We start from the raw sequence: 19,087 nt of genomic DNA, 5'->3' as shown, positions 1-19,087 counted from the left end.
GACCGGACCACCCCTGGCGCGAGGACGCCTGGCGCCTGCTGGCCCTGGCGCTGTACCGCTCGGGTCGCCAAGGGGACGCGCTGGCCGTCCTGCGCCGGGCCCGCACCACGCTGATCGACCAGCTGGGCCTGGACCCCGGCCCCCGCCTCCGCCGCCTCCAGGCGGACATCCTGGCGCAGGACCCCGGGTTGGAGGCCGGGGCGGGCGCCGGGCCCGGGGCGCAGCCCGGCCGGGCGACCGGCCCGTCGCCCATCACCGAGGCCGGGCCCGTAGGCGGGGCGGCCCGGGTGTGGGCTGAGGCGGCTGCGGCCTACGGACAGACGGTCGGTGGCGGAGCGCGGGCGCGGCTGGAGGCCGCGGTGGGGCTGATCCGGAACCTCGCGGTGACCGGGGGCGGCGGTCTGGCGGCGGCCCGCGAACACCGGCTGGCGGCCATCACCGCCGCCGAGGAGTGCGGCGACCCGGAGCTGACGGCGCGGGTGATCGGCGCGTACGACGTGCCCGCGATCTGGACCCGTAGCGACGATCCGGAACTGGCGGAGCGGATCGTGGACGCGGCCGAACGCGCCCTGACCGCACTGCCCTCGCCGTCCGGGGGCGACGCGGCGCGCTGCCGGCTGCTGGCCACCGTCGCGCTGGAGATGCGCGGCACCCGCTCCCCGCGCGGACCCGCGGCGGCCCGCGAGGCCGAGGAGATCGCCCGGCGGCTGGACGATCCGGCGCTGCTGGTGTTCGCCCTGAACGGCGCGTTCATGCAGTCCTGCACCCGCGCCGGACTCGCGCCGCGGCGGGACGCGATCGGCGCGGAGCTGATCGCGGTGGCCGCCCGGCACGGGCTGGTGACGTACGAGGTGCTGGGCCACCTGGTCCGCCTCCAGGCGCGCGCCGCGCTCGGCGACTTCCCGGCCGCGGACGAGCACGCCGCCGCCGCGGACCGGCTGGGCGCGCGCCATGAGCTGCCGCTCGTGGGCGTCTTCACCGAGTGGTACAGGGCGCTACGGCTCGCCGCGGCCGGAGAGACGGCGCGGGCCGAGGCCGCGTACCGGGCCGCGGCCGGGCGGCTGGAGGGCGCCGGGATGCCGGGCCTGGAGCGGGGGCTGCTGCCGCTGGCGCTGCTGTGTCTGCGACTGTCGGACGGGGATTCCGCGCGCGAGGCGGGCCGGCGCGTCGACCTGGGCGCGGACTGGGGTCCGTACCGGCCGTGGGCCGAGCCGTTCGCGCTGCTCGGCGCGGGTGCCGAGGCCGAGGCGCGCGCGGCGCTGCGCGCCCTGCCGGAGCCGCCGCCCGATCTGCTGTACGAGGCGCTGTGCGCCCTGGAGGCGGCGGTCGCGCTGGAGGTCGGCGACCGCGCCGCCCTGGAACGGACCCACACCCGCCTGCTCCCGGCCGCAGGCCAGCTCGCGGGCGCGGCCAGCGGCCTGCTGACGCTCGGCCCGGTGGACGCCCACCTGCCCGCGATCGCGAAGGCGCTGGGCACCCGGCCGCCGGGGTGAGCGTCAGCCGCAGGCGGTCGGGAGCCAGTCGGGCATGAGGCGGGCGCGGGTGGCCAGGTGGGAGACGTAGGCCTCGCGGAGGTCGGCGGGCGTCGCCCATCCCGGCTCGGCGGCCAGCCAGGCGTCGGGGACCGTGGCCACGATCTCGCGGAGCAGTCGGGGCGTGACCCGGGGGGCGAGTTCGGCGGCGGCCGCCGGGAGGGCGGGGACGCCGCGTACGAGGGCGTGGTGACGGAGATCGTACGGCTTGGCCGCCACGGCCGCGGCAGTCTCCCACCGGTGGTGGAAGACGAGCGAGGCGCCGTGGTCGATGAGCCACAGCCTGGGCGGCTGGTGGCCGTTGGTGGGCCAGGTCATGAGGTTGGTGCTGTGCGGTGTGCGGTCCACGTTGGCGGTGAGCGCGTCCAGCCAGAGGATCCGGGCGCACTCCAGTGGGTCGAGGCCGAGCGCATCCCGCCCGTCCGACGTGAAGTCGGCGGCTCCCGGCAGGTAGTCCATGCCGAGGTTGAGGCCCGCGCTGGCGCGCAGCAGGTCCTGGATCTCCTGGTGCGGCTCCTCCTCGGCGACCGCGGGGTCGAAGTGCACCAGGACCAGTTCCGGTACGCGTAAGCCCAGTCGCCGGGCCAGCTCGCCCACGATGACCTCGGCGACGAGCGCCTTGGGCCCCTGCGCGGAGCCGGTGAACTTGACGACGTACGTGCCCAGGTCGTCGGCCTCCACCACGCCGGGGACGGAGCCGCCGGTGCGCAGCGGGGTGACGTATCGGACGGCCGTCACCTCGCGCAGTGCGCTGTTCATCTCCCACCCCCAACCGACACCCGCAATACTGAATTACGTTGCAAATATACAATGCGTTTCAGTTTTCGGCGGAGCTACGAGGAACGAGAGGACACCTGGACATGACGATGCCGAGCGCACACCAAGAGGCCGTGCAGCGCGCCAACGAGGCCCTACAGACCTACACGCTCTCCGGCGACGGCTGGCGCCGGAGCCCCGGCGAGACCCTGCGGCTCCTGCTCGCCGATCTGCTGCACTGGTGCGACGACACCCAGCGCGACTTCGACGCCGCGCTGGAGCGGGCCCGGGACCGGCACGCGGCCGACCGGCGTTAGCCCACGGCCCGGGGCCAGCGTTCGTGCCACCGCTGGTCGGCTTCCAGCTGGGCGGCCAGGGAGATCAGCAGGGGTTCACTACAGGCCGGGCCCAGCAGTTGGGCGCCCAGGGGGAGGGTGGCGGCGGGGTCGGCGAAGCCTGCCGGGACGTTGACGGCGGGCCAGCCCAGGACGTTCCAGGGCCAGGCGTACGGGCAGGCCGCGATCATCGCGCGGTCGGTGTGCCAGCCGGACAGCCGGGCCATGGCGCCGATCCGCAGGGGCGGGGTGGCGGTCGTCGGGGAGAGGACGACGTCGTACCGCTGGAAGATGGCCCCGACCCGGCGCCGCAGGGGCTCCTCGGCGGCGCGGGCGAGGCGGAGGGCGCCGCCGCGCAGGAGGCGGCCGTTGCGGGCGGCGGCGCGGGTGCGTACGTCCAGCAGGAGCGGATCGGGGACGCGGGCCGCCCATTCGCACAGGCCCGCCGTGGCGCGCGGCAGGAAGGCGAGCCCGACGGCGCCGTAGCGCGGCTCGGCCTCCTCGACCTCGTGGCCGAGGGCGGCGAGCCGTTCGGCGAGCCGGGTCACGGCGGCACGGACGGCCGGGTCCAGGCTTTTCGGCGTACCCGTGAAGGCGGGCTTGAACGACAGGGCGATCCGCAGCCGCCCGGGGTCGCGGCCCGGGGCGGACAGCACGTCCACGGGGTCCGGGCAGTGCAGGTCGCCGTCGCAGTTGCCGCTGGCCGCGTGCAGCAGCAGGGCGGCGTCGGCGACGGTGCGGGCGAGGGGGCCGTTGCAGGTGATGCCGTTGAAGGACTCGGCGTCCGGCCAGGTGGAGATCCGGCCGCGCTGCGGTTTGATGCCGACGAGATGAGTCCAGGCGGCCGGGATGCGGACCGAGCCCGCGCCGTCCGAGCCGAGCGCGGCGGGGACCAGCCCGGCGGCGACGGCGGCCGCGGCGCCGCCGGAGGAGCCGCCGGGGGTGTGGGCGAGGCTCCAGGGGTTGCGGGTGTCGCCGAAGGCGGGGCCCTCGGTGAACGGCCACTGGCCCAGCTCGGGCGTGTTCGTCTTGCCGACGATCACGGCCCCGGCCGCCCGCAGCCGCCGCACCGCCTCGCCGTCCTCCGTCTTGGCCGGGAAGTCGCCGGAGCAGCCGAAGGCGGTCGGCTCGCCCGCCACGTCCGTATCGTCCTTCACCGCGATGGGCACCCCGAGGAGCGGCAGCCGCTCACCCGCTGCCAGCCGCCGGTCGGCGTCGGCGGCCTCGCGCAGCGCGGCCTCGGCCCGGACGCGCCGGAAGGCGTTGAGGGTGGGCTGGGTCTCGGCGATGCGGCGCAGCGCCTGCTCGACCAGCGCCCGCGAGGTCACCTCGCCGTCGGCCAGAGCCTTGACCTGCTGGCCCAGCCCCTTCGGAATGACGCTGGTCAACGATGGACCTCCTCGCTCTGAACAGATAGGTGAATTAGGCCACTCCCCCTTTACCCGGGGAGGGGACACCACGCACCCTGGGCAACAACGGTTGCCCGTTTCATCACCATCATCACCATCCTCCCCAGCATCTCCAAGCAGACTCAGCATCTCCGAGCAGCAAGGACGACCCGCATGACCGAGATCGCGGTCCCGCGCACCGGCACCGGCGGCCCCTCCGGCTCCGACCACGACAAGCTGATGGAGCACGCCATCGGCTGGGTTCTCGCCATCGCGATGGCGATGCTCACCGTCCAGATCGGCCTGTTCTAGGATCTCGAGCAGTACAAAACGATGCACTGACGCGTATGTCATAGTGGACCGCATGACGACGTCCACCGCATCCCACTGGCTCGCTTCCGCCACCGTCGACCCCGCCGTACACGCCCTGCGCCCCGACTACCGCGCGCTGCTCATCACCGCCGAGGGCCTGCGCCCGGGGCCCAGTGACGAGCTGAGCGAGAAGTGGCTGTCCGCCGCCGAGACGGAGGCGCGGGAGCGCTTCGGGGACGGGCCGGTGGAGGAGCATCCGCATCTGGCCGCATGGCGCGAGGCGTTCCGCGGCTTCGGCGCGAAGCCGCAGCGCACCCGGCCCAGCGCGGAGGCGCTGCTGCGCCGGGCGGGGGCCGGACTGCCCCGGGTGGACCGGCTGACCGACCTCTACAACGCCATCTCGGTCGGCCATGTGATCCCGCTGGGCGGCGAAGACCTCGACCACTACACCGGCGCGGCCCGGCTGGTGCGCGCCACGGGCGACGAGGCGTTCGAGACGACGGCGAGCGGCGAGCCCGCCGTGGAGCACCCCGCCCCCGGCGAGGTGGTGTGGCGGGACGACGCGGGCGTCACCTGCCGCCGCTGGAACTGGCGGCAGTGCACCCGCACCCGGCTCACCCACACCACCACCCGGGCCATGTTCGTCCTGGACGCGCTCGGGCCGATGGACGACGCCGCGCTGACGGCGGCCGGTGACCGGCTCAGCGAGGCGCTGGCCGAGTCCAGCCCCGGCGTCGTGATCGCCTCGCGGCTGGTGAACTAGCTCAGAACAGCGGCTGCTGGCCCGACGTCGGCGGCTCGTCCCCGCCGAACAGCTTCGGCGGAGTGGTCAGCAGCGGCGCGATCCGCCGCGACCCGGGGCACGAGACCAGCTCGTAGTCGGAGCGGCGGCCGGGCGGATCGTGGCGGGCGAAGCGCCCGCCGACCACCGCGATCTCACGGGTGCAGACCGGACAGGTGCGGCGGGGAGCAGACATGACCCCAGTGTCGCTCACCCACCGCGGATGTCCCGGGCGAGCTTCCGGGCCGAGTCCGCGGTGAAACTCCCGGAGATCTGGACGGTACCGCCGGTGAGGGCCTGGGCGACGGACGGCGCGGACAGCAACGTGCCCTCGCGCACCATGGCGAGCTGGTTCCGCGGCGGCGCTTGCGCGGCCAGCGTGCCGGTGAGCCGCGCGAAGCGGGCCCGGTCGCGGCCGGTGAGGCCGACGGTCACGACCCAGCCAGCGCCCGATGTCTCGTCAGTCGCCTTCGCCCAGGCGGGACGCGCCGTCATACCGGAGGCGGGCATGACCACGTAGCAGGTGTCCGTCTTGGCGTCCCGGTACGTGACGTACGCGTCCTGGTCGGCGCCGAGCGCCGTACGGCTCGGGCACGCCCCCTGGGCCGTCGCCTCGACGGGCAGGAACCGCAGCGGCTCCGCGTCCCGCGCCACGGCGGAGGGCGACGGAGCGGGGGACGACGCGGCGCTCCCGACCGGCCCGCCGAAGACCCGTTCCCCGCCGCCCCCGCCGCCGCAGCCCGCGATCGCCGTCGTGGCCAGCGCGCACCAGACCGCCGCCGCGGCCCGCCCCCATGAAGCCCTCATCGGACCATCCCCCCTGATAGAGCAATTACCGCTCAGAATGCATCAGCCGGGACATACGTGCCCCACACTTCCCGCAACGCGTCGCACACCTCGCCGAGCGTGGCCCGCGCCGCGAGCGCGTCCTTCATCGGGTGGAGCACATTGGCCGTGCCCGGTTCGCTCTCGGCCGCCTTCTTCAGCGCCGACAGCGCCGCGCCCACGCCCGCCCGGTCCCGCCCGGCCCGCAGCCGCGCCAGCCGGTCGCGCTGGCGCTCCTCGATGGCCGGGTCCACGCGCAGCGGTTCGTACGGCTCCTCCGCGTCGATCCGGAACCGGTTCATCCCGACCACCACCCGCTCCCCCGCCTCCTGTTCGCGGGCGATGCGATACGCGTTGCGCTCGATCTCGTCCTTCTGGAAGCCCTGTTCGATGGCGGCCACGGCCCCGCCCAGATCCTCCACCCGGCGCATCAGGTCCACCGCCGCCTCCTCGACGGCGTCGGTCAGCGCCTCCACCGCGTACGAGCCCGCGAACGGGTCGACGGTCGCCGTCACATCCGTCTCGTACGCCAGCACCTGCTGCGTGCGCAGCGCGAGCCGGGCCGAGGTGGCGGTGGGCAGGGCGATGGCCTCGTCGAAGGCGTTGGTGTGCAGCGACTGGGTACCGCCGAGCACCGCCGCAAGACCCTGGACGGCGACCCGGACGAGGTTCACCTCGGGCTGCTGGGCGGTGAGTTGGACGCCCGCGGTCTGCGTGTGGAAGCGCAGCATCTGCGACTTCGGATCGCGCGCCCCGAACTCCTCGCGCATCACCCGAGCCCAGATCCGGCGCGCGGCGCGGAACTTGGCGACCTCTTCGAGGAGGGTGGTGCGGGAGACGAAGAAGAAGGAGAGGCGCGGGGCGAAGTCGTCCACGCCCATGCCCGCCGCGAGCGCCGTACGGACGTACGCGATGCCGTCCGCGAGCGTGAACGCGATCTCCTGCGCGGGCGAGGCACCGGCCTCGGCCATGTGATAGCCGGAGATCGAGATCGTGTTCCATTTGGGCAGGGCAGTCCGGCAGTACTGGAAGATGTCCGCGGTGAGCCGCAGCGAGGGTGCGGGCGGGAAGATGTACGTGCCGCGCGCGATGTACTCCTTGAGGACATCGTTCTGGATGGTGCCGGTCAGCCGATCCCCCGGCACCCCCTGCTCCTCGGCGACGAGTTGATAGAGGAGCAGCAGCAGCGCGGCGGGCGCGTTGATCGTCATCGACGTCGAGACCTGGTCGAGCGGAATGCCGTCGAACAGGATCCGCATGTCCTCGATCGAGTCGATGGCGACGCCGACCTTGCCGACCTCGCCGTGCGCGAGCGCCGCGTCGGAGTCGTAGCCCATCTGGGTGGGCAGGTCGAACGCGACCGAAAGACCGGTCGTGCCGTGCTCGATCAGCTCCCGGTAGCGGGCGTTGGACTCGGCGGCGGTGCCGAACCCCGCGTACTGACGCATCGTCCACGGACGGCCGGTGTACATCGACGGATAGACACCGCGGGTGAACGGGTACGCACCGGGCTCGCCGAGTCGCCCCTGACCGGCGTCATCACCACCGGGCCCGTACACCGGCTCGATCGGGAATCCCGACTCCGACTCGCGCGCCATGGGTCCCTGCCTTCTGGTGGCTTATATCTGCCCTTGTACCCATTCAGGGCCTTCTTCACAGCATGCGCCGATGTTCGGCGCATGGCAGCCCCGGGCAACATTCCGGGCGACGAACCGGCGAAGAGGGGGATCCATGCACGGAAGATCGGTCGTCCGCACCGCACTCGCCACGGCCGCCGCGGCGGCGCTCGTGGCGGGCTGCCGGGGCGAGACGGTGACCCTGGACGGACAGCGACATACGAGAGCGGAGCCGCGTGCGGGCGCGAGCACGGCGAGCGCGGCGCCCCGCACCCCGGCGGCCGCGCCGCGCCCGCACCGCACGTACACCCACACCCCGCGGGCCACGCACCGCCCGGCCACCCCGCCCCGCACCCGGGTGGCCGCGAAAGCCCGCGCAGCGCCCCACGGGTGGCGCCGCCCGTGGTCGCCTTCGGCACCAGCGGCGAACGGGTGCGCGAACTCCAGGCGCGGCTGCGCCGGCTCGGGCACTTCGACCGCAACCCGACCGGCTACTTCGGCACGGTGACGCGCGCGTCGGTCACCTCGTACCAGCGCGCCCGCGGCCTGTCGGCCACCGGCTCGGTGGACAGCCGCACCTGGACCTCCCTGCGGTCCCGCACCGCCCGGCCCACCCGCGACGAGCTGTATCCGCCGACCACCAACCCGCTGGCCAAGCCGGATTCCCGGTGCCTGACCGGGCGGGTGCTGTGCATCAGCAAGAGCAGCCGGACCCTGGCGTGGATGATCAACGGCCGGGTCGTCTCGGCCATGGACGTGCGCTTCGGCTCGCAGTACACGCCGACCCGGGAGGGGCTGTTCCAGGTCAACTTCAAGAGCCGGGACCACGTCTCGACGATCTACGACACCCCGATGCCGTACGCGATGTTCTTCAGCGGCGGCCAGGCGGTGCACTACTCGGCCGACTTCGCCGCCCGCGGCTACAACGGGGCGTCGCACGGATGTGTGAACGTCCGCGACAAGAAGAAGATCGCGGCGGTCTTCAACCAAGTGAAAGCGGGCGACAAGGTAGTCGTTTACAAGTAAGGGCATCAGCCATCAATTGAGGAACCACGACGGCGAGGACCCGGTCCGCGAGAGCGGCGCCGGCTGAGTGCGCAAAGGGGGGCGGCGCGGGCAGAGCCGGGGGAACGTGCTCTGCCCGCGCCTGATGCGCGGAGCCGTCGGTACGGGGGGAACCTCGGCTCCTGCGCGGCCGATGACCAGTCGGCCCGTTTCTTACTGCGTCACCCCTGAAAAAAACGTCACACCAGATGCACGGGAGGGTGTGCGGGCGTCTCAGGAAGCGCCGGATTTCGTAGGCGTCGCGGGGTCGGCCGAGGGTGTCGCGGAGTCGGACGGCTCCGCGGACGAGCCCTTGGACGAGCTCTTGGACGAGGTCTCGTCCGAGCCGCCGGACGGGGTGCCGGACAGGGTGCTCGGGGTGTCGGACGACGACGTGGGGTCCGGGCTCGGCGTACCGCTGTCGTCCCCGGAGGGCGGCGGGGGCGCGGGGTCGGAGGACCCGCCGTCGCCGCCGGTACCGGCGCTCGTGCCGGTGTCCTCGGTGCCGCTGCGCGGAACGGGGTCGTGGCCGACGAGCTGTACGCAGTAGTCGTGGATGGCGGACCGGCTGCCCGCCGCCCGCGTCAGCTTCTGCATCCCCTTCGGGCCGAGGCCGGGGCCGGTTCCGGCCTCCGCCGCCAGGTAGCGGCGGCAGGAGCCCAGGGCGCGCTGCCCGGTGCCGTTGTCCGGGCCGATCCCGGTGCCGCTCTTCCAGGCCCCGGCCTTCGGCCCCTTGCCCTGCTTACCGGGCTTGTCATGCCGGTCGCGCTTGCCGTCCTTGCCGTGTTTGCCCTTGCCGTCGCCGCCGCCCGGTACGCCGCGGCCCTGGGCGCCCTCCGAGGTGCCGGGGGCGTGGGGATCGGGCGAACCGTCGTCCTCGGAGATCTCCGGCCGCGCCGACTCTCCGCTCCCGGGGCCGGTGTCCGTCACGCTCGTGTCCGGGCCCGGGGTGCCGCCGCTCTGCCCGAACGGCAGAACACCGGCCGCCGCCGCGACCGCGAAGCCGCTCAGCGCGCACCCGGCGACCGCGGCCACCATGCCCGCGCGCAGCGGACGCCGCACCCCACGCCATCCGGTCCGTGGCGGCGCGGAGTCATCCGGTCGCGCTATGCGCGTTGACTTGCCGCCCACCTGGTCTTCTGCCGAAATGGCGACCACCGACGGCTTGGTCCGCGCGGCGCGGAATGCGGCCACCGCCGCCTCCTCGCCGGGGAGCGGGGCCGTGCCGTTCGCGGCGGCGCCGTCCGTGCGGCGGCCCGCCTCGGCCACGGCGCCGAGCACGGCCGCCAGCCGTTCCGCTTCGGCGCGCGGCCGATCGCTCCGACTGTCGGGGGCGTCGTGTTGCCCGTCGACCGGTTCACCGCGAAGCAGCCGCTCCGCGGCCTTGTCATCCAGCCAGCTGTAGCGGTGGTCGTCGGCCATCACATGTCTTTCTGCGTTGGCGCGCCCGATTCCGTCACACCTGCGGACCTGGCCACCCCCGTCTCCCGCTGCCCGGGTATCCCGTCGAGCACGGGCGTGTCACCGAGGAGATCGGCCAGCCGCCGCAATCCCCGGTGCGCGGCGGTCCGTACCGCGCCGGGGCGTTTGCCGAGGACCGCGGCCGCGCTCTTGGCGTCCAGCCCGAGGACCACCCGCAGCACCACCGCCTCCGCCTGGTCCTGCGGGAGCTGGGCGACGAGGCTGAGCGCGCGGCCGGTGCCGAGGGACTCCAGCGCCTCTGAGGCAGTGTCGGCCTCGGACGCCCGGGTCTCCAGCTCGGTCTCGTCACCGCCGATGACCGGGCGCCGGCCGCGCATCCGTATGTGGTCCAGGGCGCGGTTGCGGGCGATACGGGCGGCCCAGCCGCGGAACCGGTCGGCGTCTCCGCTGAACCGTCCGAGGTCGCGGGCTATCTGGAGCCAGGACTCGGAGGTGATGTCCTCCGCGTCGGCGTCACCGACCAGGGTGCGGACGTAACCGAGTAGCCGGGGGTGCACGCTTCGGTACACGGTCCGGAAGGCGGTCTCGTCCCCATCCTGCGCCGCGTTCACCGCGGCGGTCAGTTCCGCGTCGTCCCCCTGCACGCTCTCTTCCTGCCCAATCGGAGAAGTTCGGTCCAGCGATGCCGGGCGGCGCGCTAGCCCTGCCCGTAGGGCGGTTCCGACCCGGCGGGCGGGCCGGGCGGCCGTGCGGGCGGGGCCTGCGGGACAACCGGGGGCATCTGCGGTGCGCCGCCACCGTACGGGGACGGGGCGGGCGCGCCGTACGGGTTGCCGGGGGCGCCGCCGCCGTACGGGTTGGGCGCGGGCGCACCGTACGGGGACGGCGGCATCTGGCCCTGCGGGCCCTGCGGCGGCAGCGCGGCGCGCTGCTCCTGCATGGCGGTGATCTGGCGGACGAGCAGCAGGGCAAGGATCGCGGCGGCGATCGTGATCACCATCGCGAAGATGCTGATGCCGAGGGCCGACTTCATGTCCTCGATCACCCCGCGCACCTCGCCGAAGCCGCTGACGTCGCCGCTTTCCATCTGCGTCAGCTTCGTATCGGCGGCCGTGTACTGCGCGCTTCCCACGAGGCTGACGCCGATCGAGACAAGGAGGGTCACCCACCAGCCGTTGAGCAGAGCGCGGTTGACCTGGTGCGGTCCCTGCGGGGAGCTGGCGCGCCAGATGTCGTTGGCGATCTGCTTGGGGAACCAGAGGTTCACCACCGGGGTGAACCAGGACCCGGCGGCCCAGCCAGGGCCCATCCGGTGCTGGCCGGGCGCGAACGCCTCGGCGTTCAGCCGCAGCCGCCGGAACCAGATGGCCCACACGATCGTGGCCGGAATGGCGACCAGGGCGTTGAGGCCGGTCATCGCCACGTAGAAGTCGTCGGCCTCGTTGGCGTCGTCGAGTGACACGTCGCCGTTGTTGCTGAGCATGTCCGAGACGACGCCGTACTGGCCCCCGCGCCCGATCATCACCAGGATCAGCGTGGGGATCATCAGAGAGAACAGCACGGTGAGCGTCGTGGCCAGCCCGCGCCGCAGATCGACGCCGCCCGGCGGCATGGCGCCCGCGGGCATGTTCACGGGCGGCGCCGCGGCGTAACCTCCCGGCCCGTGGTTCGGAGCCGGATTCAGCTGCTGCTGATAGGTGCCGCATGCCGCGCAGCGGCCGTCGGGCCCGACGGCGACAGCGCGGCAGTTCCCGCACGGATACATTTCTTGATCCCCCTGGGGACGTGGCCCGATCGGAACCACGCGAGAAAATAAATCTGACCGCGCCCGCAGCGCGGACCTGCACGTTACGGGCATCCGACCGGTCCCGTCCAGAGTCGGCCCAGGGCATGGACACGGCGGGCGCGCCCCTGCACGCGCCCGTAACGGTCAGGTTTCGCCTCCGCAGCGGGTGTGACGTATTCGAAGCGTGCGACGCTATAAGGAGCAAGGGCCTTCACCGGCCCGCGCTGGACGGCGGTCGGGGCCTCTCCTGTGGGGGGTGGCGGCCCCGGCCGTCCCTCCTTCTCCCCCTGCCTCTCTCCTGCCTGCCTCGTGCCCGCGGCTTTCCTGCCTCGTGCTGCTCAGACTCCCAGCCGGTCGGCGAGACGGGTGAAGGCGGCCCAGCTCAGCGGGGGTTTCGCGGGGTTCCACAGCCGCTGGGAGAGCGCGGCGAGCGGCAGCCGGATACCCCTGGCCACCTGCTGCTCGGTCTGCGCCTGGGGCTGGTCGGACCAGACCGCGAAGCGAGCGCCGAGGACGCGGCTCGGGCCGGTCAGCTTTTTGTCGGAGACGGGCTGGGTCCCGCGCAGGGTTCCGGGGGTCCATTCGTCGTAGATGCGCTTGCCGGTGGGGTAGAAGAAGCCGTTGGGCTCGCCGAGCACGTAGTAGAGGTACTCGGAGTTGAGGTTCACCACATTCCGGCCCTCGCGCAGGTACTCCACCGGCGGCCGGGCGGCCCAGCGGGTGCGGCCGGTCCAGTACTCGACCTCGATGTTCTTGTCGGGCGTGATGACGCCGCCGGTGAAGAAGCCGTCGTTCCACGCCTTGGGCTCCTTGCCGAGCGAGCGGGCGACCGCCGCCCGGTCGTTCAGCCAGCCGGTGGCCAGGTCCTGGACGGTGGCGCGGGAGCCGTACTTGCGCTTCGCGGCGGTGACGAGCTGCGGGAACGACGCCTCGGGGTCCTTGACGGTGAGCGCCAGGTACTCATCGGCGCCCAGGTGCCAGTAGCGGCCGGGGAAGAGCGGGGCGTACTCGCGCATCAGATGGTCCACGATCCGGGCGGAGGCCGGCTTGGAGATGTCCACGTCGCCCTGGAAACGTGGTGCCGCCCGCGTTGCGCAGCTGGAGGTCCGGGTGCTGCCGGATCACCGCGCCGAGGTGGCCGGGCGAGTCGATCTCGGGCACGACCGTGATGTGCAGCTCCTGTGCAAGCGCGACGATCCGCCGGACCTGGGCCTTGGTGAGGTGCTGCGGCGAGACGATCTCGGGGTTGGTATCGCTTTGGATACGGAATCCCTGGTCGTCCGAGAAGTGCAGGCCCAGCTGGTTGAGCTTGAGGTCGGCCATCTCGCGCAGCCGCGCCTCGATCCATGAGGCGGTGTAGAACTTGCGCGCGATGTCCAGGTTCAGCCCGCGCTGGGAGCGGCCGGGGCGGTCGTGGATGACGCCCTCGGGGAGCTTGCCGCCGGAGCGCAGGGCCTGCTTCACGGTCCGGGTGCCGTAGAAGACGCCCGCGGTGGCCGGGCCGGTGACGCGGGCGCTGCCCTTGCGGACGGTGAGGGTGTAGCCCTCGGCGCCGCCGCCCTGACCGGGCGCGACGGCGAGGGACAGATCACCGCGGCGCGGGGTGCCGGAGGCGGTGCGCAGCCCCAGCTCGGCGGCGGTCGTACGGGCCTCGTCGGCGAGGGGGCCCTTGAGGTCGGCGACCACCCGGCTGTTCTTTCCGGGCTTCCAGCCGGGTCCTGACCGCGGCGTGAACTCGCGGACGGAGGGGATCGTGCGGGGTGCGGTGGAGCGCGGCCAGGTGGCCGAGGGGGGCGGCGCCACGCTGGCGTGGGTGGCCGAGGTGTGCTGCCGGGTGGGGACGGAGGGGGCCCGCGGGGAGCCCGAGCCGTGCTGGGTGGGCTGCGACTGCTGGCAGCCGAGGCCGATGAGGACGGCGGTCGCGGCGGCGCCGGCGACGCCGCCGCGGAGGATGGCCGCCTTGGCGGCTCTGACGGGCAACCCCATGGCGCGCACCTCCTGTATCGGACTGTGCTGGGCCGTGATGTCTACTTCACGCCATAAAACGTCCCCCTACGAGTGAATTTACGCTCCCGCCGCCACACCGGCCTCTCCACGTCGTTACCGTGAACTGCTCACGCTTCCCAGCACACCTCCCCCACGCGCCACCGTGTGTCCCCGCGCGCCCAAGGAGTCCACGCTGCCCAGCTCCAGCACCACAGTCGGCCTCGACCGGCTCAACGGCCTGACCGCCGACGCCGCCGAGGCGGCGCTGCTCTCCTGCTGCGGCAGCCGCCGCTGGGCCCGGCTGATCGCGGACCACCGCCCGTATCCCGATCTCGACGCGCTGCTGGCCGCCGGGGACGAGGCGAGCTACGACCTCACCCCGGCCGATCTCGCCGAGGCGCTGGCCGACGAGTCCATGACCGGCCATCCGCCGCCCGCCGAGACCGGGGTCGGCTCGCTGGCCGCGCACACCGCGTTACGCGCCGCCCACGCCGCGTACGAGCAGCGCTTCGGCCATGCCTTCGTGATCTGCCTGGACGGACTGGCCCCCGACGAGACGCTGGACCGGCTGCTGACCGGAATCCGGAACCGGCTGGGGAACGAACCGGAGGAGGAGCGGGCCAACGCCGCCGAGGAGCTGCGCCGCATCGCCCGCGGTCGGCTCACCCGGCTGGCGACCCCAGGGACCCCCATGCCGGATATCTCCCGATTCCGCCCCGCGTGACCTGCCCACACGTGCTTCTTTGATCACACCTGAGCCCCCCGCGCGAGCGTTCCGACAGCACGTCGCTACGATGGCCAGGGCCGGTGGACCGTACCCGGCCGGGCCCGACCGACAGTCAAGCCGGCAGGCCCCAGTCCCCGCTTCCGGAGGGTTTTCCGTGCCGGCTGGAACGCTGTACCGCGGCCGGGAAGGTATGTGGTCCTGGGTGGCTCATCGAGTCACCGGCGTCCTCATCTTCTTCTTCCTGTTCGTGCATGTCCTGGACACATCGCTCGTCCGTGTGTCCCCCGAGGCGTACGACGACGTGGTCGCGACGTACAAGACGCCCATCGTGAACCTGATGGAGTACGGCCTCGTGGCCGCCATCCTGTTCCACGCCCTCAACGGGCTGCGCGTCATCGCCGTGGACTTCTGGTCGAAGGGCCCGAAGTACCAGCGCCAGATGCTGTGGTCCGTGGTCGGAGTCTGGGCCGTGCTCATGCTCGGCGCCTTCTACCCGATCCTCCAGCACACGCTGCGCGAACTGTTCGGGAGCTGACGCACATGTCCGCCGAGACCACCACCCCCGCGAACGACGCGGTCAGCGCGTACGACGTGGACCACCCGGCGCCGGTCATCGAGGCGCCGCGGGCCCGCACCCGCAAGACGCCCAAGACGACCCGTACCAACTTCGAGATGTACGGCTGGCTCTTCATGCGCCTGTCCGGCATCGTGCTGGTCGTCCTCGTCCTGGGCCATCTGCTGATCCAGCTCGTGCTGGACGGCGGTGTCACCAAGATCGGCTTTGCCTTCGTGGCCGGCCGCTGGGCGTCGCCGTTCTGGCAGGCATGGGACCTGATCATGCTGTGGCTCGCCACGCTGCACGGCGCGAACGGCCTGCGCACGATCATCAACGACTACGCGGAGCGGGACAACACCCGCCTGTGGCTGAAGGGGCTGCTCTACACGGCGGCCGGATTCACCATCGTGCTCGGCACCCTGGTGATCTTCACCTTCGACCCGAACATCCGCTAGGCCCCGGGGCTGAGGTATCCACTCATGAAGATCCACAAGTACGACACCGTCATCGTGGGCGCCGGCGGCGCCGGTATGCGCGCGGCCATCGAGTCGACGAAGCGCAGCCGTACGGCGGTGCTCACCAAGCTGTATCCCACCCGCTCCCACACCGGCGCCGCCCAGGGCGGCATGGCCGCCGCCCTCGCGAACGTCGAGGAGGACAACTGGGAGTGGCACACCTTCGACACGATCAAGGGCGGCGACTATCTGGTCGACCAGGACGCCGCCGAGATCCTGGCGAAGGAGGCCATCGACTCGGTCCTCGACCTGGAGAAGATGGGCCTGCCGTTCAACCGGACCCCGGACGGCACGATCGACCAGCGCCGCTTCGGCGGCCACAGCCGTAACCACGGCGAGGCCCCGGTCCGCCGGTCCTGCTACGCCTCGGACCGCACCGGCCACATGATCCTCCAGACGCTGTACCAGAACTGCGTCAAGGAGGGCGTGGAGTTCTACAACGAGTTCTACGTCCTGGACCTCCTGATGACCGAGGTCGACGGGGTCAAGCGCACCGCCGGTGTCGTGGCGTACGAGCTGGCCACCGGCGAGCTGCACGTCTTCCAGGCGAAGGCCGTCGTCTTCGCGTCCGGCGGCTGCGGCAAGTTCTTCAAGGTGACCTCCAACGCGCACACCCTCACCGGTGACGGCCAGGCCGTCGCGTACCGGCGCGGACTGCCGCTGGAGGACATGGAGTTCTTCCAGTTCCACCCGACCGGCATCTGGCGCATGGGCATCCTGCTGACGGAGGGCGCCCGCGGTGAGGGCGGCATCCTCCGCAACAAGGACGGCGAGCGCTTCATGGAGAAGTACGCGCCGGTCATGAAGGACCTGGCCTCCCGCGACGTGGTCTCCCGGTCCATCTACACGGAGATCCGCGAAGGCCGCGGCTGCGGTCCCGAGGGCGACCACGTCTTCCTCGACCTGACCCACCTGCCGCCGGAGCAGCTGGACGCCAAGCTGCCGGACATCACCGAGTTCGCGCGCACCTACCTGGGCATCGAGCCGTACACCGACCCGATCCCGATCCAGCCCACCGCGCACTACACGATGGGCGGCATCCCGACCAACGTCGAGGGCGAGGTGCTCTCGGACAACGACACCGTCGTGCCGGGCCTGTACGCCGCGGGCGAGGTCGCGTGCGTGTCCGTGCACGGCGCCAACCGGCTGGGCACCAACTCGCTGCTGGACATCAACGTGTTCGGCCGCCGCGCGGGCATCGCCGCCGCCGAGTACTCCGCCACGGCCGACTTCGTCGAACTCCCCGAGGACCCGGCCGGGTTCGTCCGCGACCAGGTCGAGAACCTGCGCGACGCCACCGGCTCCGAGCGGGTCACCGAGGTGCGCCGGGCGCTCCAGGAGACCATGGACAAGAACGTCATGGTCTTCCGCACCGAGCAGACGCTCAAGGAGGCCGTCGAGGAGATCGGCAGCCTGCGCGAGCGGTTCAAGAACTGCTCCGTCCAGGACAAGGGCAAGCGGTTCAACACCGACCTGCTGGAGGCCCTGGAGCTGGGCAACCTGCTCGACCTGGCCGAGGTCATGGCCATCTCCGCGCTGGCCCGCAAGGAGTCGCGCGGCGGTCACTACCGCGAGGACTACCCGAACCGCGACGACGTCAACTTCATGCGGCACACCATGGCGTACCGAGAGGTGGGCGCGGACGGCTCCGAGTCCATCCGCCTCGACTACAAGCCGGTCGTGCAGACCCGCTACCAGCCGATGGAGCGTAAGTACTGATGAGCACCCCCACGCTTGAGAAGCAGGACCAGGCCCCGGAGCCGGCCGACGCCACGGCCGCGCACACGATCACGGTCACCTTCCGGATCCGGCGCTTCAACCCGGAGGTCGCGGCCGAGTCGTACTGGGAGGACTTCCAGCTCGACATCGACCCCAAGGAGCGCGTCCTCGACGGTCTCCACAAGATCAAGTGGGACCACGACGGCACCCTGACCTTCCGCCGTTCCTGCGCCCACGGCATCTGCGGCTCCGACGCCATGCGGATCAACGGCCGCAACCGGCTGGCCTGCAAGACGCTGATCAAGGACATCAACCCGGAGAAGCCCATCACGGTCGAGGCCATCAAGGGCCTCACGGTCCTCAAGGACCTGGTCGTGGACATGGACCCGTTCTTCCAGGCCTACCGCGATGTGATGCCCTTCCTGATCACGACGGGCAACGAGCCGACGCGGGAGCGCCTCCAGACCGCCGAGGACCGCGAGCGCTTCGACGACACCACCAAGTGCATCCTGTGCGCCGCGTGCACCTCCTCGTGCCCGGTGTTCTGGAACGACGGCCAGTACTTCGGCCCGGCGGCGATCGTCAACGCGCACCGCTTCATCTTCGACTCGCGCGACGAGGGCGGTGAGCAGCGGCTGGAGATCCTGAACGACAGGGACGGCGTCTGGCGCTGCCGCACCACCTTCAACTGCACCGACGCGTGCCCGCGTGGCATCGAGGTCACCAAGGCCATCCAGGAGGTGAAGCGCGCGCTGATCACGCGTCGCTTCTGAGCCCCCTGTTGGTTCGTACGGGCCCGCCCCCTCACCCGGGGGCGGGCCCGTCGCGTTGTGGCGGTCCATAGCGTTTTCACAGCCGTTGAACGCCCGCCGCGACCTCGACGTACCTCCAGGGGAAGAGGGTGGATGGGGCACGTTCATCAAGGGGTGAAAGCGTGACCGGCACGCAGGAGCGCGGCGCAGAGGAACGAATCGGCCGGCCCATGAGCGACAGCCGCCCGTTAAGTGTGGAACTCGACTGGCGCGGCGGGCTGGACCCCGTCCGTGCCACCCGCATCGGCCTCCAGCTCCTCGCCGTTCTCGACTCCGCCCACCGCGCGGGCATCGTCCACGGTGACATCAGCCCCGCGCGGGTCCTGATGCGCTCGGACGGCGAGGTCGTCCTGTCCGGCTTCGGCCATGTCGGCACCGAGCCGTCGCGGCAGGTCACCGACCCCGCGTACGCCTCCCCGGAGCAGGCGCGCGGCACCGGCGCCTGCGCCGCGTCGGACCTGTGGGCGCTGGGCGCGGTCCTGTTCGCCATGGTCGAGGGCCGTCCGCCGCACCGGAGCCGGGCCTCGCCGGAGGAGACGCTGCGGATCATCCGGGAGGAGCCCGCACCGTCCCCGCCGAACGCGGGACCGCTCGTCCAGGTCATCCACGGGCTGCTGCGCGACGATCCGCGGGAGCGGCTGACCGCGCCGGTGGTGCGCCAGGCCCTGGAACGCATCCTCAACGAGGGCGAACCCGTCCCGATCCGCGCGGCGCCGCGCCTGCCCTGGCTGCGCAATACGTACGAGGCGTGGTTCCCGTCGGCGCGGCGCGGCGGCGGAGGAGGCGGGGGTGGAGCCGGAGGCGGTGGGCCCGAAGGCCGCCATGGCAAGCGCCGCGTCGGGCCGTTAGCGCTGGCCGTCGCGAGCCCGCTGGCGTCCTTCCACAAATTTTTGACAAAGGTGAACCAGATGACCCAGCTCCAGACCCCGAAGGCGAGCAGGAACCAGGACACGGGGCGGCTGAGCTTCATGGTCT

At 72.3% G+C, this 19,087-nt stretch carries 18 protein-coding genes and 3 pseudogenes; 11 read left to right on the top strand and 10 right to left on the bottom strand.

Annotated features, from left to right (window positions below):
- A partial coding sequence (locus SSOG_RS25675; RefSeq protein WP_009717168.1) for a BTAD domain-containing putative transcriptional regulator occupies positions 1–1,493 on the top strand: 1,493 nt, incomplete at its 5' end.
- 3 nt (positions 1,494–1,496) lie between these two features.
- Here SSOG_RS25675 and SSOG_RS25670 read toward each other — a convergent pair.
- Positions 1,497–2,291 carry a HipA family kinase gene (locus SSOG_RS25670; RefSeq protein ID WP_009717167.1) on the bottom strand — a complete coding sequence of 265 codons (795 nt, stop codon included), beginning with the start codon at positions 2,289–2,291 and terminating at the stop codon, positions 1,497–1,499.
- Between the two features lie 101 nt (positions 2,292–2,392).
- On the opposite strand from SSOG_RS25670, the gene SSOG_RS25665 reads away from it, so the two are divergent.
- A complete protein-coding gene (locus SSOG_RS25665) occupies positions 2,393–2,605 on the top strand; it encodes a hypothetical protein (RefSeq protein WP_009717166.1) in 213 nt (70 codons plus the stop codon).
- Here the strand turns inward: SSOG_RS25665 and SSOG_RS25660 are convergent.
- Positions 2,602–4,011 (bottom strand): amidase, encoded by a 1,410-nt coding sequence (locus SSOG_RS25660; protein ID WP_009717165.1) that lies wholly within the window; start codon positions 4,009–4,011, stop codon positions 2,602–2,604. The two genes, SSOG_RS25665 and SSOG_RS25660, sit on opposite strands and share 4 nt — an antisense overlap.
- 174 nt (positions 4,012–4,185) lie before the next feature.
- Here SSOG_RS25660 and SSOG_RS51290 point away from each other — a divergent pair, with 174 nt between their 5' ends.
- On the top strand, positions 4,186–4,323 hold the full coding sequence (locus SSOG_RS51290; RefSeq protein ID WP_106516455.1) for an SCO1431 family membrane protein: 138 nt from the start codon (positions 4,186–4,188) through the stop codon (positions 4,321–4,323).
- A gap of 52 nt (positions 4,324–4,375) precedes the next feature.
- Positions 4,376–5,086: a B3/B4 domain-containing protein gene (locus SSOG_RS25655; protein ID WP_039941706.1), complete on the top strand. Its 711-nt coding sequence runs from the start codon at positions 4,376–4,378 to the stop codon at positions 5,084–5,086.
- A gap of 1 nt (position 5,087) precedes the next feature.
- On the opposite strand, the gene SSOG_RS25650 is transcribed toward SSOG_RS25655, so the two are convergent.
- Genes SSOG_RS25650 through SSOG_RS25640 form a run of 3 tightly spaced genes read right to left on the bottom strand, consistent with a single transcriptional unit; the run spans position 5,088 to position 7,527 of the window.
- Positions 5,088–5,300 carry a hypothetical protein gene (locus tag SSOG_RS25650; RefSeq protein WP_009717163.1) on the bottom strand — a complete coding sequence of 71 codons (213 nt, stop codon included), beginning with the start codon at positions 5,298–5,300 and terminating at the stop codon, positions 5,088–5,090.
- A 14-nt stretch (positions 5,301–5,314) separates the two neighbouring features.
- Positions 5,315–5,911 (bottom strand): SecDF P1 head subdomain-containing protein, encoded by a 597-nt coding sequence (locus tag SSOG_RS46895; protein ID WP_009717162.1) that lies wholly within the window; start codon positions 5,909–5,911, stop codon positions 5,315–5,317.
- Positions 5,912–5,943: 32 nt separating this feature from the next.
- On the bottom strand, positions 5,944–7,527 hold the full coding sequence (locus tag SSOG_RS25640; RefSeq protein WP_009717161.1) for an acyl-CoA mutase large subunit family protein: 1,584 nt from the start codon (positions 7,525–7,527) through the stop codon (positions 5,944–5,946).
- A gap of 408 nt (positions 7,528–7,935) precedes the next feature.
- On the opposite strand from SSOG_RS25640, the gene SSOG_RS25635 reads away from it, so the two are divergent.
- Entirely contained in the window at positions 7,936–8,571 is a 636-nt protein-coding gene (locus SSOG_RS25635) for a L,D-transpeptidase family protein (RefSeq protein WP_009717160.1), read from the top strand.
- A 252-nt stretch (positions 8,572–8,823) separates the two neighbouring features.
- On the opposite strand, the gene SSOG_RS46890 is transcribed toward SSOG_RS25635, so the two are convergent.
- The 4 genes and pseudogenes from SSOG_RS46890 to SSOG_RS25615 all read right to left on the bottom strand — a co-directional run bounded on the left by SSOG_RS46890 (position 8,824) and on the right by SSOG_RS25615 (position 13,783).
- Positions 8,824–10,011: a hypothetical protein gene (locus SSOG_RS46890; protein ID WP_050799965.1), complete on the bottom strand. Its 1,188-nt coding sequence runs from the start codon at positions 10,009–10,011 to the stop codon at positions 8,824–8,826.
- Complete coding sequence (locus SSOG_RS25625) at positions 10,011–10,655, bottom strand: RNA polymerase sigma factor (RefSeq protein ID WP_039938687.1); 645 nt, start codon at positions 10,653–10,655, stop codon at positions 10,011–10,013. Before SSOG_RS25625 ends, SSOG_RS46890 begins: the two co-directional genes overlap by 1 nt.
- A gap of 53 nt (positions 10,656–10,708) precedes the next feature.
- Positions 10,709–11,638, bottom strand: coding sequence for a DUF4328 domain-containing protein (locus SSOG_RS57545; RefSeq protein WP_281048204.1), 930 nt, complete (start codon positions 11,636–11,638; stop codon positions 10,709–10,711).
- Between the two features lie 497 nt (positions 11,639–12,135).
- A pseudogene (locus tag SSOG_RS25615) lies at positions 12,136–13,783 on the bottom strand (family 20 glycosylhydrolase).
- Between the two features lie 163 nt (positions 13,784–13,946).
- Between SSOG_RS25615 and SSOG_RS25610 the strand changes: the two are divergent.
- The 6 genes and pseudogenes from SSOG_RS25610 to SSOG_RS48925 form a co-directional block, all read left to right on the top strand.
- A complete protein-coding gene (locus SSOG_RS25610; protein ID WP_009717155.1) occupies positions 13,947–14,507 on the top strand; it encodes a 2-oxo-4-hydroxy-4-carboxy-5-ureidoimidazoline decarboxylase in 561 nt (186 codons plus the stop codon).
- 157 nt (positions 14,508–14,664) lie between these two features.
- A complete protein-coding gene (gene sdhC, locus SSOG_RS25605) occupies positions 14,665–15,045 on the top strand; it encodes a succinate dehydrogenase, cytochrome b556 subunit (protein ID WP_009717154.1) in 381 nt (126 codons plus the stop codon).
- 5 nt (positions 15,046–15,050) lie between these two features.
- Positions 15,051–15,521 (top strand): succinate dehydrogenase hydrophobic membrane anchor subunit, encoded by a 471-nt coding sequence (locus SSOG_RS25600; protein ID WP_039938683.1) that lies wholly within the window; start codon positions 15,051–15,053, stop codon positions 15,519–15,521.
- A gap of 24 nt (positions 15,522–15,545) precedes the next feature.
- A complete protein-coding gene (sdhA, locus tag SSOG_RS25595) occupies positions 15,546–17,300 on the top strand; it encodes a succinate dehydrogenase flavoprotein subunit (protein ID WP_009717152.1) in 1,755 nt (584 codons plus the stop codon).
- Positions 17,300–18,073: a succinate dehydrogenase iron-sulfur subunit gene (locus tag SSOG_RS25590; RefSeq protein ID WP_009717151.1), complete on the top strand. Its 774-nt coding sequence runs from the start codon at positions 17,300–17,302 to the stop codon at positions 18,071–18,073. The genes sdhA and SSOG_RS25590 overlap by 1 nt, the downstream gene beginning before the upstream one ends.
- Positions 18,074–18,282: 209 nt before the next feature.
- Positions 18,283–18,756: pseudogene (locus SSOG_RS48925) on the top strand (protein kinase domain-containing protein); the annotation flags it as partial.
- A 191-nt stretch (positions 18,757–18,947) separates the two neighbouring features.
- On the opposite strand, the pseudogene SSOG_RS58520 reads toward SSOG_RS48925, so the two are convergent.
- Positions 18,948–19,082: pseudogene (locus SSOG_RS58520) on the bottom strand (SCO4848 family membrane protein); the annotation flags it as partial.
- Positions 19,083–19,087: the final 5 nt, after the last annotated feature.

The organism is Streptomyces himastatinicus ATCC 53653 (genome assembly GCF_000158915.1).
In the GTDB taxonomy this organism is placed as follows: Bacteria; Actinomycetota; Actinomycetes; order Streptomycetales; family Streptomycetaceae; genus Streptomyces; species Streptomyces himastatinicus.
The sequence above is the reverse complement of the archived record's forward strand: the minus strand, read 5'-3'. Positions and strand labels throughout refer to the sequence as shown.

Coding starts and splice junctions, on each gene's coding strand:
- SSOG_RS25670 (WP_009717167.1), bottom strand. CDS start 2,291: ATGAACAGCGCACTGCGCGAGGTGACGGCCGTCCGATACGTCACCCCG.
- SSOG_RS25665 (WP_009717166.1), top strand. CDS start 2,393: ATGACGATGCCGAGCGCACACCAAGAGGCCGTGCAGCGCGCCAACGAG.
- SSOG_RS51290 (WP_106516455.1), top strand. CDS start 4,186: ATGACCGAGATCGCGGTCCCGCGCACCGGCACCGGCGGCCCCTCCGGC.
- SSOG_RS25655 (WP_039941706.1), top strand. CDS start 4,376: ATGACGACGTCCACCGCATCCCACTGGCTCGCTTCCGCCACCGTCGAC.
- SSOG_RS25650 (WP_009717163.1), bottom strand. CDS start 5,300: ATGTCTGCTCCCCGCCGCACCTGTCCGGTCTGCACCCGTGAGATCGCG.
- SSOG_RS46895 (WP_009717162.1), bottom strand. CDS start 5,911: ATGAGGGCTTCATGGGGGCGGGCCGCGGCGGCGGTCTGGTGCGCGCTG.
- SSOG_RS25640 (WP_009717161.1), bottom strand. CDS start 7,527: ATGGCGCGCGAGTCGGAGTCGGGATTCCCGATCGAGCCGGTGTACGGG.
- SSOG_RS46890 (WP_050799965.1), bottom strand. CDS start 10,011: ATGGCCGACGACCACCGCTACAGCTGGCTGGATGACAAGGCCGCGGAG.
- SSOG_RS57545 (WP_281048204.1), bottom strand. CDS start 11,638: ATGCCCGCGGGCGCCATGCCGCCGGGCGGCGTCGATCTGCGGCGCGGG.
- SSOG_RS25600 (WP_039938683.1), top strand. CDS start 15,051: ATGTCCGCCGAGACCACCACCCCCGCGAACGACGCGGTCAGCGCGTAC.
- sdhA (WP_009717152.1), top strand. CDS start 15,546: ATGAAGATCCACAAGTACGACACCGTCATCGTGGGCGCCGGCGGCGCC.
- SSOG_RS25590 (WP_009717151.1), top strand. CDS start 17,300: ATGAGCACCCCCACGCTTGAGAAGCAGGACCAGGCCCCGGAGCCGGCC.